This window comes from Stieleria mannarensis (genome assembly GCF_014154935.1).
Lineage (GTDB): Bacteria > Planctomycetota > Planctomycetia > Pirellulales > Pirellulaceae > Stieleria > Stieleria mannarensis.
Genome location: NZ_JACEHH010000002.1, coordinates 44,841 through 63,123, shown reverse-complemented (window position 1 = coordinate 63,123; position 18,283 = coordinate 44,841). Strand labels below are relative to the sequence as shown.

Annotated in this window: 6 protein-coding genes; 3 read left to right on the top strand and 3 right to left on the bottom strand. The window is 61.7% G+C overall.

The window, feature by feature from the left end; translation table 11 throughout:
* Nucleotides 1–12 precede the first annotated feature (12 nt).
* Together H1B37_RS01560 and H1B37_RS01555 are read right to left on the bottom strand one after the other, a co-directional pair.
* A complete protein-coding gene (locus tag H1B37_RS01560) occupies nucleotides 13–5,535 on the bottom strand; it encodes a protein kinase domain-containing protein (RefSeq protein WP_182864858.1) in 5,523 nt (1,840 codons plus the stop codon).
* Complete coding sequence (locus H1B37_RS01555) at nucleotides 5,532–12,623, bottom strand: hypothetical protein (protein WP_182864857.1); 7,092 nt, start codon at nucleotides 12,621–12,623, stop codon at nucleotides 5,532–5,534. Before H1B37_RS01555 ends, H1B37_RS01560 begins: the two co-directional genes overlap by 4 nt.
* 291 nt (nucleotides 12,624–12,914) lie before the next feature.
* Between H1B37_RS01555 and H1B37_RS01550 the strand changes: the two genes are divergently transcribed.
* From H1B37_RS01550 to H1B37_RS01540, 3 genes are all read left to right on the top strand, one after another.
* Nucleotides 12,915–13,466, top strand: a complete 552-nt coding sequence (locus H1B37_RS01550; RefSeq protein WP_182864856.1) for a hypothetical protein — start codon at nucleotides 12,915–12,917, stop codon at nucleotides 13,464–13,466.
* Between the two features lie 141 nt (nucleotides 13,467–13,607).
* Nucleotides 13,608–14,381 (top strand): HEAT repeat domain-containing protein, encoded by a 774-nt coding sequence (locus H1B37_RS01545; protein ID WP_286177307.1) that lies wholly within the window; start codon nucleotides 13,608–13,610, stop codon nucleotides 14,379–14,381.
* Nucleotides 14,382–14,624: 243 nt separating this feature from the next.
* Nucleotides 14,625–15,947, top strand: coding sequence for a Gfo/Idh/MocA family protein (locus H1B37_RS01540; RefSeq protein ID WP_182864855.1), 1,323 nt, complete (start codon nucleotides 14,625–14,627; stop codon nucleotides 15,945–15,947).
* A gap of 3 nt (nucleotides 15,948–15,950) precedes the next feature.
* On the opposite strand, the gene H1B37_RS01535 is transcribed toward H1B37_RS01540, so the two are convergent.
* On the bottom strand, nucleotides 15,951–17,591 hold the full coding sequence (locus H1B37_RS01535) for a hypothetical protein (protein WP_182864854.1): 1,641 nt from the start codon (nucleotides 17,589–17,591) through the stop codon (nucleotides 15,951–15,953).
* Nucleotides 17,592–18,283 lie beyond the last annotated feature (692 nt).

Sequence of the window (18,283 nt, the reverse complement as noted above, 5' to 3'; positions counted from 1 at the left end):
TGGCGAGTTCTGCTACGGTTGGACGTCATTGTCGATCGGCCGGGCGTCGGGGGCTGGCCACAGCAACACGTTGCCGTCGCGGGCGGCGGTGATGACGAGGTCGCCGTCGGTGCTGCGATCGATCGCGGTGACGCCTTGGGTGTGACGCCGCAGGGCCAGGACTTCGCGACCGAAAATCACGTCCGATGCCGCGGACAGGTCGTCTTGCTGAACCGACAGACGCGGATCCCAGACGCGTGCCGATTTGTCGCGGGATGCCGTCAGCACGCGGATCGGGCTGGAACCATCGCTGACGACACAAATCGATTCGATGCGATCGGCATGACCGCGCATCACACGTGGTTTGGCATCCTTTCCGCCAGACATCTCGATCAACCAGGCGGTTTTGTCCGACGCGCCGACGGCGATGTAACGGCCATCGCCCGAAAAGGCGATGCAAGTCGGCGCGAGCCCGGCAGGTAGGCTCCACCCAAACGTCGCCGCAGCGCCATCGAGAGGCCGCACTTGGATCGATCCATTGGCACCGGCCAGCAACAACGCGTCTCCGTCGGGAGCGAACCGGACGTGCATGACCTCGGTTCCCTCGATTCCGAATTCGCGTTCCAGATCGAACCCGCTTTCGGGATCTTTCCATCGCCACAGTCGGGCCACCGCGCCGGCGCCCGATGTGACGATCCGGTAGCCGCGCCCGTCGATGCGGCTGGCAATGTCCATCCCCGTGATCGCGCCGGGGTGTGGGTTTTCCAATTTGTCGATCGCGGCCCCGGTGTCCGTTTTCCACAAACGCACACTACGACTGGCCGTGGCCGCGTACTTGCCGTCGGGGGTGAAGCAGGCATCGACGACCGATGCATGGGGGCGATAACTCTTCTGATGCTCCATCGCGCGGATCGACCAGCGAAACGCCGCTTCGCCGTTGAGCGTGATCAAGTGATCGTTTCCCGATAGCAGTCCCGCCTCGGGGGCACCGATCGCAGTCGGCAGATCGAAGGACTTGGTTTGCTTGCCGGCCAGATCGACCATCGTCACTCGCCCGCCGCGTCCGCCGAGGGCTTGGCGGCAAATCACGACTTCGCTGCCCCGGTCGCCGAATCGAGCCGAGGTCAGGTGGGGATGGTCGCCGGAGGTCTGGCCGTCGACGTCAAGTTCCGCTTCCACTTGATCCAGTCGGCGACTCTGCTCAGTCGCCAAATCCCACCAGGTCGCCGTCGTCACAAATCGATCGCGCGTCGTTTGGGCGGACAGCGTGACGGCCTGGTCACCGCGCGGCGACAAGGAAACCGAGGTCACAAATCCGTCGTGTTCCAGCCGACGACGCGTTTGCCGCGATTGGAGATCGATCTCCACCAATTGGCCGTTGTCACTGGCCACCCAAAGTGATGCATCGTCAGGGGAAATTGCGAGTTCGTTGATCCGATGGCCGCGCAACAGATCGACCGGTTGGCCGACCGGTCGGCCCGTGGTCGCGTCCCAAACGATCAAACGGCCGCCGCGATCCCCCGTGATGGCGATCGCCCCGGTGCCCGAGATCGCAAACGCGGTGACGGCCTGCTGGCCGGCGGCAAAGCGATGCAGAATCGTCGGGACGCCGCCGGAGGGATCCACGTCCCACAACAACGCTTTGGCATCGGGGCGACTGGAACCGGACAGCAATCGTCGGCCGTCACGCGAAAGCGCGAAGGCGTTGTTGATTCCCGTCCCCGTCAGGGAACCGAGTTGGGTGCCGGAGTCGACGTCCCAAATCCGGATCGTCGCATCGGCGCTACCGACGAACAAACGCTGCCCCGATGCGTCCAACTGTGCCGACATCGCCAGGAACTCGGTGCCTTCGTTCAGTTCCCCCGGGGCGCGTTCTTTGATGTTGAACCGCGAGATCTCGCGAAACGTCATCGTCGTGCGATCGATCCCGAGGATTCTGGCGGTGTGGTCGCGACTGGCAGAAATCAGACGCGATCCGGTCGCCTCCAGCCGCGCCGCCAGGATTTCATCTTGGTGCAATCGTGTCTCGTACTTCGCGGTACCGTCGGCAGATTCGTCCTGGTCCGGCGCCAGCGACCCGCGCGCCGGACAATCCCACACCCGGACCGTTCGGTCGACCGATCCGGACACGATGGCCCCGGCCCCGCTCGCATCGGCCGTGGTTTCCAGTCCGCGTACCCAACCGCCGTGCCCACGGAGCGTGTATCGCAGCGATTGATCGGCCAGATTCCAGGCCCGGATCGTGTAGTCGTCCGACCCGGTCAACAAGGTTTCATCGGCATCATCGAATCGAATCACGCCGATGGCATCGGGGTGGGCGGTCCAGTTTGCAACGACGGCTTCCCGTGGATTGTCGGTGGCCGTGAATTGAGTCGGCGAATCGGCCGGGTCGTCGATCGAGGTGATGGCTTTCTTGATCGCGGTCTCGAAATCGGTCGGACGCAATCGTTGCGGGCGCCACACGTAAACGTTTCCGCGGGTGTCGCCGGATGCGGCCAGTCGCCCGTCGGCCGACAGGGCCAAAGACACAACCGGGAAGGGATGTTGGGAGAATTCACCGATCCGGCCGAACTGGTCCTCTTGCAATCGCCACGCCACCACACGCCCCGTCTTTCCATCACTGACCGAGGCGACCAGGGTCGGCGGATCGCCGGCGGTGGATTGGTGGGCCGCCAAGGCGACGACCGGCGCGATATGCCATCCCTGGGCAACACGTTGCGGCTGGTTCGGATCCCACAGCGAAATGGTTCGATCGGACGATGCGGTCGCCAGTCTTCCGTCCGGCAGGAATATCAAATCGGTCACCGCTGCATCATGTCCGTCCAGTTGGCGGACGGTTTGCCCGGTCAGCGGATCGACCACCAGGACGGCGCCGGCTTTTGTTCCAACGGCGATCCAGCGTTCGTCATCGGCGATGTCGACGCAAGTGGCGTCCAGGTCCTTGCGAATCCAGGTCGGGCCGGGGGTACGTTCCAAATTCGACCGGTGCACCGAGGCGTCGTTGCAGACCACGACGGCGGACCGGCGGTTGGACGTGACGGCCAAGTCGATGACACCGGCCTCCAAGCGAACTTCATCGCGCGACTGATTGGCGAGTTGCCACAGATAACGCCACTCCCACGTCGGCGGATCCTTCGGAGCTGCCTGACGAATCGCTTTCAAGATCAAGCGTGCGTCGTCGAATTCGTTCCCGTCGACGCGTGCTTTCGCCAACCCGATCTGGGACAGGTAGGACTCGTAGCGTGCCCGCTGAAGGGCCACCAGCGCGGCCTGCTCGCTCGTTTCGGCCCGCTGTTGCTGGCGGAGTGCATCGGCGGCGTTTTGGTCTGCAATCTCCTTTTGTTCCTTCGCTTTTTGTGCGTTGATTTCCGCGTCGGCGCGGGCTTTGATCGCCAGTTGCAAGTTTGCTACGGCGATCCCCTTCTGCTGTTCGACCTCGGCGTTCTTCTTCTGAACTTCGGCCAGCCGGTCGGCTGCCAGTTCCTCCGACGCTATCGCCCGGTCCCGTTGCTCGGTCGCGATCTGCGTTTGCTCTTCGGCAACCTTGCGTGCGGTCTCGGCGATTTCGCGTTGCTCGTTGGCTTCATTGCGTTTGTCGTTGATCACGTACAGAGCGATGCTGCCGCCGACCAGAATGAACAGCACGCTGGCGGCGACCAGACGTCGGAATAATTGCAACCTGACCGAACGAAGCTCGCGCTGCCGCAGGCCTTCGTTCAGCTTTTCGATCAGTTCCAGGTGATCGGAGTTACTCGCATCGAGCAGCGACAACCCCAAGTCATAGTCGCCGTTGTCGTAGGCAGCGGCTGCGTGATCGATGCGACAGCGGGCGAGTCCTGAGGCGGCGGCTTGATTGCCGTCCCAAAGGTTGAGCGCCTGTTCGAAACCGTGGGCGGCCCGCGAAAAGGATTCGTAACGCGACGTCTGCTTGGCGTGTTGATACTCCTTTTCGGCGGCCGTGGAGATGGCGATGCTTTCGGAGTGTGATCGGTAGCAGCGGATCGCTTGTTGGAACGCCTGGACCGATTCATAGCGATCCTTCGGTTCGGTCGCCATCGCGCGAAGGGCGATGTCCATCAGTTCGCCGCGGTGCTGCGGCGAGACGTCTTGGATTTCGTTGTCGGCGACCTTGCGGATGCATTGGGTCACGTTTGCCGCCTGGTGCGGCGCATGACCGGTGACGATGTAGTACAGCGTCGCGCCCAGCAGATAGATGTCGCTGTGCGGGCCGATCGCGTCGACCGGACCGAGAGCCATTTCGGGGGACATGAAAGCGGGTGTTCCGCCCAGCCCGGCCGTGAAGGTGATCGACTGCTTCTTTTCGAATTCCGGCTGGGCGATCGCCAGTCCCCAATCCATTACCAAGACTTCGCCGAAATCCCCCAGCATGATGTTTTCGGGCTTAATGTCGCGGTGAATCACGCCGCGGGTGTGCGCAAACGCGATGGCGTCGCAGACCTTCAGCAAAATTTCCAGATTCTCGTCGCGTGTTTTCTCGTGGATCGTTTTCAGCCACGGTTTTCCGACCACGCGTTTCATGGCGTAAAACAACGTGTTGTCGGCCGCCACGGCGATGTCGTGGATGGGGACAATGTTGGGGTGATCCAGATCGCCGGTGACCACCGCTTCGGAAAGAAATTGTTGTCGCCGCTCCCGTTCGACCGCATCCAACCGGCCGGACTGGCGCAGCGATTGTCGCTTTTCTTTAGGGAGCGGCTTGATCACTTTGACAGCGATCATCCGGTCCAATGACGATTGGCGGGCGACATAGACGTTGCCCATCCCACCGCGTCCGAGCAATCGAATCAGTCGATAGTCCGAAGGCGCGTCGGGGTCGCGGGTCGGAATCGCCAGATCGCGCTCGCGGATGTGCAACTTCGTTTCGTGGATCGACCGCTCCACCGCCGGGCGAAGCTTCGTCGGCTGCGAACGATTGGCCTTGCTGGCACCGATCGCAGCCGACCCCCAAAACGCCGCGTCCTCTTTGCTCAATTCACGCGGATTGATCGTTTGGGAAATGTCACGGCTGTGCATCACCGAGGGGGGCGACGGATCGGGTGCGTCCGCAGGATCCAACGTGTCCTGATCGTCCCGCGCATCGGGCGGCAGCCGAATGTCCGGCGCGTCCATCGGTACGGTCACATCGATGGCATCAATCGTCGCATCAATCGGCGCATCGATCGGCTGCGAACCTCCACTGCCATCGGTTTCGATCGGTGTCGTCAGGTCGGCGGAGTCGCGGTTGTCCGCACGCGTCGCATGAATCGATTCGGCATCGAGTGTATCGGTAGTCGCATCGTTGGCGGCCGAATGACCGCGTTGACCGCCGGCAAAGATCCGCGTGGACTGGCCAGGGGTCGGCGGAATGTCCACCGTCGATTGATCCGGCGACTCGGACCATTGGACGGTTTCTTCGTTCGGGTCTGGTTCTTTGTTCGGGTCTGGTTCTTCAATCGGGTCTGGCCCGCCGCCGTGATCGGAATCCGGCCGAGTATCCTCGGGGCCGTTTTCGTCATCCGGTTTGTTTTCGTCGTCATTCTCAAAGGGGTCGGTCACTGGATTGCCCCCCGTTCGGTCGGCAGGCTTGTCGGCGGGCCGGACGGTTGCAGACGAGCTCGGAAACGCCCTGCCACGGAAAATCGGTCATCCCGGTTGATGTCTGACGGGGGCGGAACATCAACGCGATCGGCGTGATCCGTTCGCGGCCGAGAGGGGTCGAAGCTGGAGGATTGATTCGGATCCGGGCCGGATTCGCCCGGTTGCTGAGCGTCTTGATCTTGTTGTTCGTCACGATCTTCCAGATCGGCGTCGGGATCGACCGGCACCAGTCGCAAGGCGCCTCCGTCGGGGGCATCGCCGGGCAGAATCGGTTTGCCGTCACGAAGATCCACGCTCAAGATCGAACGCACGTTCCCGTCGCCGAGCACATATTGAATTTCATAGCGGCCATCGGGCAGTGATTCGAACAGTTTTTTCAGCTGATCGCCGCTGATGATGTCGTCCGGCAAACGCGTCGGCGGCACCAGGTCGTCGGCCTGTGGATCGGGCGAACGGACGCGGATTTGAAAGTACTCTTCCCGGACGATCGTGGTCGACGCGACGACCTCGGTGGTTTCCATCGATCCACCCAAAACGACGAAGGTCTGTTCGCTGCTGACGACGACGGGGGCTTGCTCGATGGTCGGAATCACGTCGCGCACCGGAAAGAAGGCGACCGGGATCGTCAGCGAGGGGATGATGAATTGGGCGGTGCCGTTTTCCAGGACCGGCGTTTGCGGCCCGTCTGCGGTCAGCGGGTTGTCGGTCGAGGAAATCAATTCGCCCTCGACCAATTGAACCTCGCTGTCGGCTTGCTGGATCGTTTGACCGGTCACCAGAATGGATTCGTGATGCCGAACCGAAAACCGCACCTGCAGCGGGTCGGTTGCGGACGTTCGACCGTTGAACCTTGAATCCAAAATGTCCGGCTCCAAATACAGATGTTCCACTTGCAACGGCGGCGCGTCACCGCTCAGCGAATCGATTTGCTGGAACCGCTGTGTCGCGGCGCCCCAGTCGATGTTGATTGTAAGCCCGCGTTCGCCTTCGTTGCCGATTTGCACCGTCAACACGCCCGTCGCATCGTTGACCGCGGCTTGTTCCAATCGATTCGTCGTGACCGTGGTCGCATCATAGAACGCGGTATCGCTGAGCCCGTCCCGCGGTCGTGTGGCAAAGATCCTGGCCACACCGACGCCGCCGCCGGTTTCGATTTGAAAGTCTCGCCCCAGAACGATCTCCGGCGCATCGATCATCACCGCACCGGCGCTGCTTTGCCCGGCATCGATCTGCACCAGGTCGCCCAAGTGAATCAACCGCTCGGCCTGCAACCGAATTCGACCATTCGCTCCGCCCGCGACAATCTCTTCGTCACCTTGCAATGAGTCCAGGTCTGCAACGAGCATTGCATCGGAAACTCGAATGGAATCGCCCGCGTGAATACGGATTTCTCCGTTGGTCGTCGAGAGGACTTCGCGATCATCGTTTCGATCCGACGACGCCAACCGGATCGAATCGAGTTCTTGGATCTGTGCGTCACCACGTGTGATGCCGTCGACACGAAGCACCAAATCATTGACGTTGGTGACCAGCCGAATCGCATCGCTCCCGTCGCCGGTCGCGTTGCCGCTGGTGACGCTCAAATCGTCTGCGACCACCAACGAGTCGGCACCGAAGGACAGCACATCATCGCCGGCAACGAGATCGACGTCGGTGACGTTGTCTTGGTCCAGTGATGTACTGCGGGTCGCGGCGACAATGGATCCAACCATGATGTCGCTGTCGGCGGCCGTTGTGACCAGTCGCACATCACGGTGCTCGTCGCCATCCAGGCCACTGGCGTTCTCGGAACGCACCTGATGGGCCACGATGTCCCCCGTCGCAACGATCTCGATGCGTCCGTCGCTGGTCCGCACGTCGACCAACTCGATGCTTGCTCCTTCGGCGATCTCCAACACACCCGCTTGTTGAACGGTCGCAACCAGCTCTTTGATTTCGGTTTCGATCGCGTTGCCGTCGCCGATGCCGTCGGCGACTTCGATTTGAACGCGTCCCGATTCTGCGACCAGGTCGACGTGTTGATCGCCGGCATCGACGAGCGATCCGAACGCGGATTCGATTTGAATCGCCAGCCCGTCGGCCGCCGAGCGGACCGAGGAGACGAATAGATTTCCGGGGACCTGCAAGAATGCCGTACCGCGGCCCGCATCGATCCAGGAACCGTCTTGTAGCGCGATGGTGCTAGCCTGTGAATCCGCCGCGTTGCCCGCCGTCAAACGAACGCTGCCATCGGTCGACGTTAAGTTTCCTGAGGGCGTGAACACGATGTTTCGGCGAGCGGCGAGGGTCACGTCGCCCTGATCGCTGGTGATCTCGCCGCGGACGGTGATGTCGGATTGCCCGACCAGGTTCTGCAGCAGGATGTCCCCGGCCCCGGCGGCCGACAGCGCGGCGCCGGCGGGCTGGGACAAGACATCGATCGACGCGGATTCGGTCAACACGCTCACGTCGCCGTCGGCATTCGTGACTTGTCCGACACTCAACCGATCATCGCCGGCGTGTCGAATCAAGATCTCACCGGCGCCGCCGCTGAACACACGCGACAGTGTGACGGTGCCGTCGGCCCGGATATCCAATCGAATCGCACCCTGGTCCGTCACGGCCTGCAGGTCCGACAAACCGGTCACCTTCAGCGTGTCCGCGGCACCGATGCCGGATCGGGCGTTCAACAGAATTTCACGCCCAATCAAGTCGATTCCGTTATCAGAATCCGCATCGTCGATCGTGACCGCGTCGATCTGGATACGCCCGTCGCCGGCATCGACCAATCCAATCGGAAGTGCTCCGGTGGCGGACGGAATTCCCGAAGAGTCGTCGCTGGCGACGAAGATTGATCCCCCAGTCCCAGACGTGGTGGCAGAAAAGGATTGTCGCGCGACGACGTTGATGGGAACCGCGGCCGAACCGATCGAGGCGACGGCGCCGGGCATGTTCGATTGTCCCGGATACAACTCCCCGGCCGCAATCAACACGACGTCGCCGGCGACGTTGACGCTCCCTTGCCCGGGTTCCGCAACGACGTTGCCTGCGGCGACCAGCGTCACCGGACCGCCCGTGGTCACCGCCGACCCCAATCTCAAATCCCCGGCGACTTGAACGTCGATCGCGTCAGCGGCAGAAACGAACACAAGCAAGTCGTCCGCCCCATCGCGAACCACAACCGCCTGGGCCGCCGACAAATCAACCTCACCGATGGCGTTGGTGATCGATCCCAGGTCCAGATCGCCGCTGGAGACGGCGGTGACCCGCGCCGCGTCGATCTTGGCCCCCGCGGCTTGTTCAACCGACCCGATCTCGCCCAGCCCATCGCTACGACCGAGCACCAATGTGCCCGCCGGGGCCGAGATCTGTCCGAGTCGATAGTCACCGCCGTGCAAGGACACGGCGTCGTCGGTCGCGGCGCTGCGGAGGTCGGCGAGCGACAAATCACTGATCGGGGCATCCGAATCGATCACCACGTGTCCGTCGGATGCATCGACGATCGAACGGATGACCAGCTGGTCGTCGGCAACAATTTGAACATCACCGCCGCCGACGAGTGTCAAATCACCATCGATCGTCACCGATTCGGCCTCCAGCCGCATCCCCCGGACGACGCCCGGCGAACCGAACTGGAAATCGGCGTCCCAGATCAGCTGGTCATTGCCCGAACCGCCGACAACGACGGGCACAGCACGGAAGTCCTGGCTGAATCCGGAAAACTGCAACCGGTCGTCCCCGCCGCCGCCATCGATCGACAGACCGTCCGCCGGAGCTTCGAAAGTCAGCTCGCCCGAAAGACCGCCGCTGGTCAGCTGCCACCGGCTCATCGACGGATCCGCGTCCGGCTGAACGACCAGTTGATCGTCCGCAGCGGTCAGTCGTGCCGACAGAACGGACGTCGGCAGTTGCAAATCGACTTGGGAGACGCCGATCAACGTGACGTCGTAGTCCGGCGCGAACGACGGCGCATGCCGGGCAGTCAAACGCAGCTCGCCGGCGGTTTGATAGACGATGTCGAACTGTTTGGGCGAATCCACACTGCCGCGATCACTGTCGATCATCCAGACCGCACCATCACCCATCACTTGGGAGGTGTCAAACACGATGTCGGCATCAAAGTGCAGCGGTGTGGCGCCGGTTCCGACGAAACCGTCGACGTCAATGTACAGCTGTGACTGGTCGATGGTGGCATCAAGGATCAAGGTGCCACCATTCATTCCGGCGATGGGGCGAATCGTCGGGGTGGCCGTCTGTGCATCGGCGAACGAATCACCACTGCGAATTTCCAAGTTGACGCCGTTTCGGTCGACCAGCGTCACCTTGTCGACCGTCTGCACGTGATCCCCCGCGGTCACGATCGCGACGTCATTTCCGTCGCCGCCGAAGTAGGTGATGAACGCCGGCACCGCGTCCGCCCCGGGACCGAACTGGGTCAAGATGCGTGCCCCTTCGAACAATTCACGCGGCGTCGCCAAACGATTTCCGTCCGCGTCGAACTCGCTGTAAAACCGCCCCATCACCGATTGCGACGAATCGTTATGCAGGATCAGCAATTCGGTGTCACCGGGCAAGGCAGTGGTAATGTCCAACCGCAACAATGCGCCGCCCAGATCGATCGGCTGGTCGGTGACACCGACCGAGTCGAACGCATCGCCGGCGCTCGGCCCGTCGACGTCGACCACAAACACGGCATCGCGGTCGAGAGTCAATGAACCGAATTGCGGCTGCCCGGTTGCCGCGCCGCTGGTGAACCCGTCGGGCGCCAAGCTGCCACCGTTGATCGTGACGGCACCGGAGATCGTTCCGCTGCCGGAGAGTACACCGTCGGCCTGGACATCGACCGTTGCGTCGCCGCTGATGCTTCCGTCGACGCGCAGCGTTCCGCCGATGACGACGAAATCCGCATCGGAGGTGGTGTCATGCACGACAACCAACGTGCCGTCGCCGTGTTTTTCGATTCCCACCACGTCCTGGGAAACGATGGACATGGCATCGAGCTGGACGACGCGATCCGGCTGGACCGAAATCAATGGATCAAATTGCACGTCGGCCGATCGCAGCAGCGTGTCCGTTTCAAACTCAACCGCGTTTTGAAACGTCACGGAACCGTCGGCCAGAATTTGCCGCGTTGACATCGCCGCGGCGACGACCTGAGTTCCTCCGCCCGCGGCCAGCGTGATGTCTTGCCAATCGGTCAAGTCGGCGTCCAAGCGGATCGCGGCTTGAGCCTCCAGCGACAATCGATCGCCGCCGGAAAATGTGCCCCGCAGCGTCAGTGCGTCACCGGCCGACAGCGAGACCTGATCGTCGGAGTTGAGCGTGCGAAGATCGCCATCGAGAAGCAAGTCCTGGTCCGCCGTCAGCTGCGACAACGCTTGCTGAAACACGACATCGCCGGTCAGTTCGAGATTGCCTCCGACGCCAGCCGACGTGTCGAACGAACGAATCGACGCGCCGAACAGTCGCAGTTGATCGGCGGAAAGCACGACATCGCCGCCATCGACGGAGATGTCGCGAACGTCCAACTCATCCGCCGCGACGACAAACGCGGCCAAATCCGGGGCGCCCGCCTGTGAGAATCCGCCGACGTTTCCGCGAATGTCGACATACCCGCCCTGGGACGATCCGGTTGCATCGATGGTCAGTCGCCCCGCCGCCATGGATGCATCCGAGACGACCGGGCCGAACCAAGTCACGTCGCCGGCGACCGTTGCCCCCAATCCGGTCTGGATCAGCACCTCACCGACAAGACTCGAATTGCCACCCAACAGCACATTGCCGCCGGCGGATGTGATCGACGCGTCGCTGAGCAATACGTTCGGCGCGTTCAGGGACACACTGCCGTCGAGGCCCGCAGCCGAGGTGTCCACGGTGCCGGTGATCGACAGTTGATCGGTCGCCACCATCACAATCGATCCGGTCTCGGCGACGACCGCTCCGCTGGCGAGGATCTGGTTCGAACGCAGATTGATGGTCCCGGCCGAAACGTCCCCCTGCAACGTGGTTGCGTCCATCGCGTCAAGCGACAACGTGCCCCGGATTTCAACGTCACCCAAAAGTTCAACTTCGGTCGCACCGGCGACACGCACGTCGTCGACCAAGCTGCCGTCGGAGGCGTCCAATTGCCCGATGCGAATCAACGAGTCAGCACTAGGATCAAATTCAATGAACAAACGGGTGCTGTCCGACGACGCGCTGGTGATCGCGTCCCGCCAATCCACCTCGCCCGATCCGCCGATCAAACGCACACTGCCGTCCAACGTGACCGTTCCATCGACGTTGAAGGCCCCCGAACCGACGTCGATCTGCGTCAGTCCGCTTGGCGGGGCGGCCCCGATCCGCACGCCGCCATTCAGGGTCACGTCGCGGTCGGCAAATTGAATCGACGTGCCGCTCGGTGACAGCTCAATCGTTTCGGCAGTGATGTCGATGTCGGTTGCCGGTGAAGGCGACGTGACCGGTTGGAATTCCAACGTGACGCGGTCATCGCCGCCACCGTCGACCACGTCCAAATTGATTCCATCGGGCAATTCGATTCGCAGCAGATCGTCGCCGCCACCCAGATCAATTGTGACTTGGCCGCCGGCAATCTCGGAAACCGCCAGCGGATCGCTCGGATCGCCCGTCGCGCCGCCGGTGTGGCCGCTGATCGGAATCACCGTGCCGTTGCCGTCGGTCAGCTGGATCTCATCTCCGGCCCCAACGGTTTGCAGGTGGACTTCGTCGTTGGCCAGATCGCCGAAAATCAACAGCCCACTGGCGGCCGAGAGTTCCGCCGTGGCATTGAGGACGATCCGCGGCTCCAACGGCGTCAGTCGTGGCACGAATCGCTCACGCGTCGGGCTGACATCATGCTGTTGACTCTGCCACCTTGAGAACAAGCCGTCGAGCGATTCAGCGATTCGCTCCCAGATCCCCCCCCAACTTTGACGGCTCCATCGCTTGCCGCCCCAGTCGTCGCCGCAAACCGGCGTCGTCTGACGCAGCGCAGCGGCCAGCCGCGGACGTGGGGAACGATCCAGGGACGTCGGCGAGGCGTGGATGGGGGCGTTGAAGGGGGTCACGAACAGCCCTTGACTCTGCGCAAATCAGACAATCTCGGCACACCGGACAGACGACAAGCACGATCGCGACCGAGAGGCCGCAATCATCCGGCTTGTTAATTAGGCGAAAATCTTCCGGAGATACCGATTTTAATAGCAGCCGCCGGCAACCGTAGTCGAAAAACCACAGGGATAGGCTTTCAACCTGCCCAGCATGCGAGCGTGGCAAAACGTCACGGTCTGCACGCTCGCGTTTAGAACACGTCGCGGCCCCAAAACCGCCGCCGAATCGCCTCGCTACCCCGTTTCGCCATGAAAACGCAGACGCTCGCACTGATCGTCACTTTGGCCGTCGGCTCCAGCGTGGTCGGCCAGGACGCCGGCGACCCGCTGCGACTTTCACCCGTCCAGGTCGACGACGTCAGCCAGCCGTCGCCAGCGGAGCAATCGCAAGTCGAAATCTTGCAAGATGCATCCAGCCCGAAAGATGACATCCGCGAAAACGCCGCCCAAGCCGGTGGATTCACCCGATTGTCCAAACCGATGTCACAGATCCAACTCTCGGGGCTGTCGACGTCGGCCGATGTTTCACGCCCGGGTTCCACAGCGCCGGACGTTCGCTGGATGACCGCTGCGGAGGGTCACCTTCAGAACGAACTCGAATCGATCACCACCTACGCGCGGCGGCGGTTGTATTTCGAAGACGCCGCACTCGAACGCTGCGGCAGATCCGACCAAGTGCTTTCGAATGGGATCCTGACCAATTTGCATTCCGGAGTGAAGTTTCTGGTCGACACGACACTGTTGCCGTTTCGCATGATCCGACAGCGGCCGGATGAACTGGTGGGCGCCGTTGCTGAGTGACTGGGCCTGAGTGAATCGGGAAGTGGTCTTGGCGAGCCCGCCTTGACTTTGATAAGTCCCAAGGTTCGATGCTCCACGCGTGCACGAGCCGCCTGGCCGTCACCGATACATTCCCGTCAAAACCGTGGTTCTGGAAACGGAATGCCCTCTCAACCAACCCCGCTGACTGACATGACGCAACATCATCGCTTACGCAATCTCACCTGCGGCGGCATCGCCGCAGTCCTCTGCGTATTGGCGTGTGGATGTCACGACGGGCCGTTGTACGGTCTGAAACGGATCAACCCGTATTATTCGATGCGGGAATGGAAGCGTGACCGCGAATTGGGGGTCACCGATCACGAGCGACGTGAAGAGCTGGCATCGCTGGCCGGCCAAATCGGCGACATGAGTGACAAGGAACAGGCGAAGTGGGCGCCCCACTTGGATCGCATCCTGGAAAACGATCCCAGCCCCGAAATGCGGCGATTGTCGATCCTTGCGGCTGCAAAATTAAAAACCCCCGGTGCCATCGAAATGATCGAGCGTGGGCTGGACGACGAAAGTTTGAAAGTCCAGATGGAAGCCTGTCGTTCGCTGGGCAAACGGCGTGAACCGGAAGCCGCGCAGTTGCTCGCGTCGACGCTGGGGACGACGCCCGAATTGGATGTGAAGAACTCGGCGATCGCGGCACTGGGCAACCACAAGGGGACGATACCCGTCCAGTCATTGCGGCTGGCGCTGGAGGACCGTGATCCGGCCACCATCGATCTGGCGATGAACAGCTTGAAAGGTGTCATCGGCAAGGACTATGGCAACGATCCCAAGCAATGGATCGCAGCGATCGACGGACAGGCCTCGCCCACCGACGCCACGGCAGAATCCGAAGACGACGTCCGCATCGCCGCCGAAGACGACGGGGCAACCCTGCGGTAGCGTTTCGGCTACACCAGGATTCGGCAGGTTTCGAATCCAGTGGGCGATGTTCGTAAGCCTCCGTTTGGGGCGTCCGCCTCCGGGTACCCCATCATTCTGCCCCGAATCATTCTACCATCCAACTCCCAACTCCCAACTCCCAACTCCCAACTCCCAACTCCCAACTCCCAACTCCCAACTCCCAACTCCCAACTCCCAACTCCCAACTCCCAACTCCCAACTCCCAACTCCCAACCCGCCCCCATGCCCCTCCAACGTCGAACCTTCCTCACCGGCACCGCTGCCGCCGCGACACTCGCCTCGGCACCCAAGATCCACGCGGCCTCCAAAAACAAGACCTACCGCACGGCACTGATCGGAGCCGGTTGGTGGGGGATGAACATCCTGCGTGAAGCGATGGCCGGTGGGCAAACCAAAGTCGTTGGGCTGTGCGATGTGGATTCGGACCGACTGGAGATCAACGCCGAAGAAGTCACCGACCTGTCCGGCGACACCCCGCGGACTTACCGCGACTATCGCGAGCTGTTCGAAAAGGAAGACGTCGAAATTGCGATCATCGCCACGCCGGATCACTGGCACGCGCTCAATGCGTTGGCGGCGATCGAGGCGGGGGCACATGTTTTCATCGAGAAACCGACCGGCCACACGATCGGCGAAAGCCAAGCCGTCCTCGCCGCCTCACAAGCCGCCGATCGATTGGTCCAGGTCGGGCTGCATCGGCGCATCGGCCCCCACCACGTCTCGGGCATGAAATTCCTGAAGGACGGCGGCGCAGGCGACATCGGGTTGGTGCGAATGTTTGTGCACAGCCGCGGCGGAGCAGAAAAGCCGACGCGAAACAGCGAGCCGCCGGAAAACCTCGATTGGGACATGTACTGCGGCCCCGCGCCGCTGCGTCCCTATTGCCGGCGGATCCATCCCGGCGGCTTCCGGCACTTTCTGGATTTCGCCAACGGGACGCTCGGTGACTGGGGCGTCCATTGGCTGGACCAGATGCTCTGGTGGAGCGACCAGCAAGCCCCCAAAAGCGTTCATTCCACCGGCGGACGACCGATCGCCGGAACGCCGGTGCTCAACGACGACGAACAAACGACCGACGCCCCCGATCACCAAACCGCCACATACGAATTCGATTCCTTCACCGCGACCTGGGAACATCGCAAGTTCGCCGGGCAGGGACCGGAGCAGACCAGCATCGGATGCTACTTCTTCGGCACCCAGGGAACCTTCCACATCGGCTGGCGCGACGGTTGGACGTTCTACCCGGCCGACGGCAAGAAGCAAGTGATCCACCAAGACGCCGAGCTGCAAGAACCCGACGGGCACAACCTGAAACTGCTCTACGCCGATTTCCTTCGATCAATCGAAACCGGCAGCCGCCCGGTCGCCGACATCACCGTCGGGCACCAAGCCACCACGCTCGCCCTCTTGGGCATGCTGTCGATGAAACTCGGCCGTAGCGTCCGCTGGGATGCGGGCGCCCAGCAGATCCTCGGCGACGACGAAGCCAACGGAATGCTGCGACGAAAATACCGCCAGCCTTGGACCTATCCTGAAATCGGTTAGTCACTACCGCAGCAACCGGGTGTACTGCATTCGAAACGCCCCATCGTATTGTCGGTCGCTCGATGTCAGCGGAACGGCGTAACCGGCCGTCAACTGACCTTGCTGTTTGAACTCAAACGTCGTTCCCACCACCGCGCTCGTCAAGCTGGTCGTTCCGCCCCAATTACCCACCTGGATATTGCCGGCGGTCACGATCGACGCGTCGTCGCCGAGTGAATTGGTGTGGTGGACCTCCACCGTCGGAATGATCCCCGACAAGCAAGCTGCGTCATCGTTGCGATAGGCCCAACATCCCAACGCGACATCAAAGAAGAAGTAGTCGGGATCGTCAAATGAGCCCGCTGCTTGAAGTCCTTGTCCGGAGTTCGTCCAGACATCGTTTTCGTCGGTCGCAAAACTGAATTGGGTGAACCCTTGCGCGAACCACTTCTGCGACGGCATGTACAGCCATCCGAGGAACGGTTGAATTTGCACCGCGTCGTTTTCAACACGCAATAATGGCGTGCCGTCGGCAAGGTCGACGGCGATGTCGTCCGCGGTCGAGAACCCAAATCCGACTCCGCCGGTCAACGCATAGGTGTCGGTGCCGTACAACAACGCTTTGACGTACAGCATGATGTTGCCCAGTTCGGCGCTGGATCCGTTGGAAACCGCCGTGCTGGTCGCGGTCAGATCGCTGACCGCATCGGTCGCGAACGGGATTCGCAGCTCGACCGAAGCCTGTCCGCCCAGGAACGTCTTTTCAAACCCGGGCGTGAACCGGTTCAGTCCGCTCGACGCATTGCTCGCGACCACGTCATCGAAATAGCTGTAATTGAAGAACACGCGATCCTGCGGCAACACGCTTCCGCCCTCGGCGATCTTCATCGATCCGACGCCGCCATTGGCCGCGCTCGGCAGCGCCGTGTCGAAGCGAATCAGATAGTCGTAAAAATAGTAGGCGTCCAAGTCTTCGCCGCCGTTCATCGAATCCGTCCCGCCTTGCAACATCGCTCCCGACGCATTCGCGTCAAAGACGGTCGTCCCCGTTAGCGCATTACGACTTTGGAAAGCCGCATGGACGCCCGTGTCGTAAGTGCCCGGCGGCGGTTGCAGCAGGATGATGTCATAGGCCTGTGCGGTCGAAGCCAGTTGGGCTTGGATTTGTGAGATCGTATCGGTAGTGGTCAACGTCGCGTTGCCGGCGATCGTGCCGGCCAGGCTGGCTGCGGGCAACGTCCCGCTGGCGCGAAAGATCGCTTGGGCTTGTTGCACCGACGCCAGACTGCTCGCATAAATCCCGACCGGCCCGGATTCGGAGATCGTCAAGGTGTTCGCCCCCGGCGGAAGTGTTGCGGGAGCATCCAGATCGTCGGCGAACACGAACACACGGTCCAGCCGATAATCGCCCACCGCCCGAGTCTGCGGGCCGGCAAAGAAATCCCCGATCATCGAGGGCAGCCGATCCTGCAGCGTCAGGCACCGGCGCGGGCTGCTTTGAAACATCGCGTCGCAGCATTCATCCAAACTGTCGCAGTCGACTTCGTCACAAAGCGTCGCGTCACTCCATGCTTCGGGCAAGTCATCCTGGCCCTGCAGCAATGGAGCGCCCGCGGAATACAGTAAGGCAGCCGCAAGAAGGCGAAAAACAATCCGTCGAGCCATCACCAGGACCTCCCTGTCCAACCGTTGACGTCGAGGCCCGCTGGCAAGCCACGGCCCTCGCACTTCCCCCGCTTCCGCTGAGCTGTCATCGCCCCTCGGCCCGGCAATCAGGCGACACGCCGGAGCCAACTCAACCACTCTGCAGACTGGTATCGGCGGGCTGCTTGTAGCAATCGCACCGGTTCAACCGAATTCAGCCCCGACACGATCCGGTTGAGTGTGACAATCGCTACGAGCGAGATGGTTTACGTAACCGGTAAAGTTTGCCGGGAGCGAGGGACAGAAAAATGGGGGGCAGGAAAATGAGGCAAGTCGGATAGCTCGTGACCATGTTGACGATCATTGGCCAACGGCCATGCGCAACACTTGACCGAGCCCGCAAATCAACCCCCGTCCCTTTTAGGCCCGTCCCTTTTAGGCCCGTCCCTTTTAGGCCGTCCCCGGCGGATGAACGACAAATGAAACGGTGGGCATGTTGATTCTCCACAGCTTATGACTGGACTGTGAAATTAGCACCAGGATTGGTCCGTCTGGCTCTCGCTCCCAGACTGCCGAAACGTCGATCTCAGAAGTGCCGTTTTCAAGTCCTTGCTCAACGATCGGATCTTGGCCAATTCGATTGATCCAAAACGAGTATGGCTTTTGAACATATTTGCGTTTAACGTGCTCAAGGGGATCCATCGGTAGCGTGT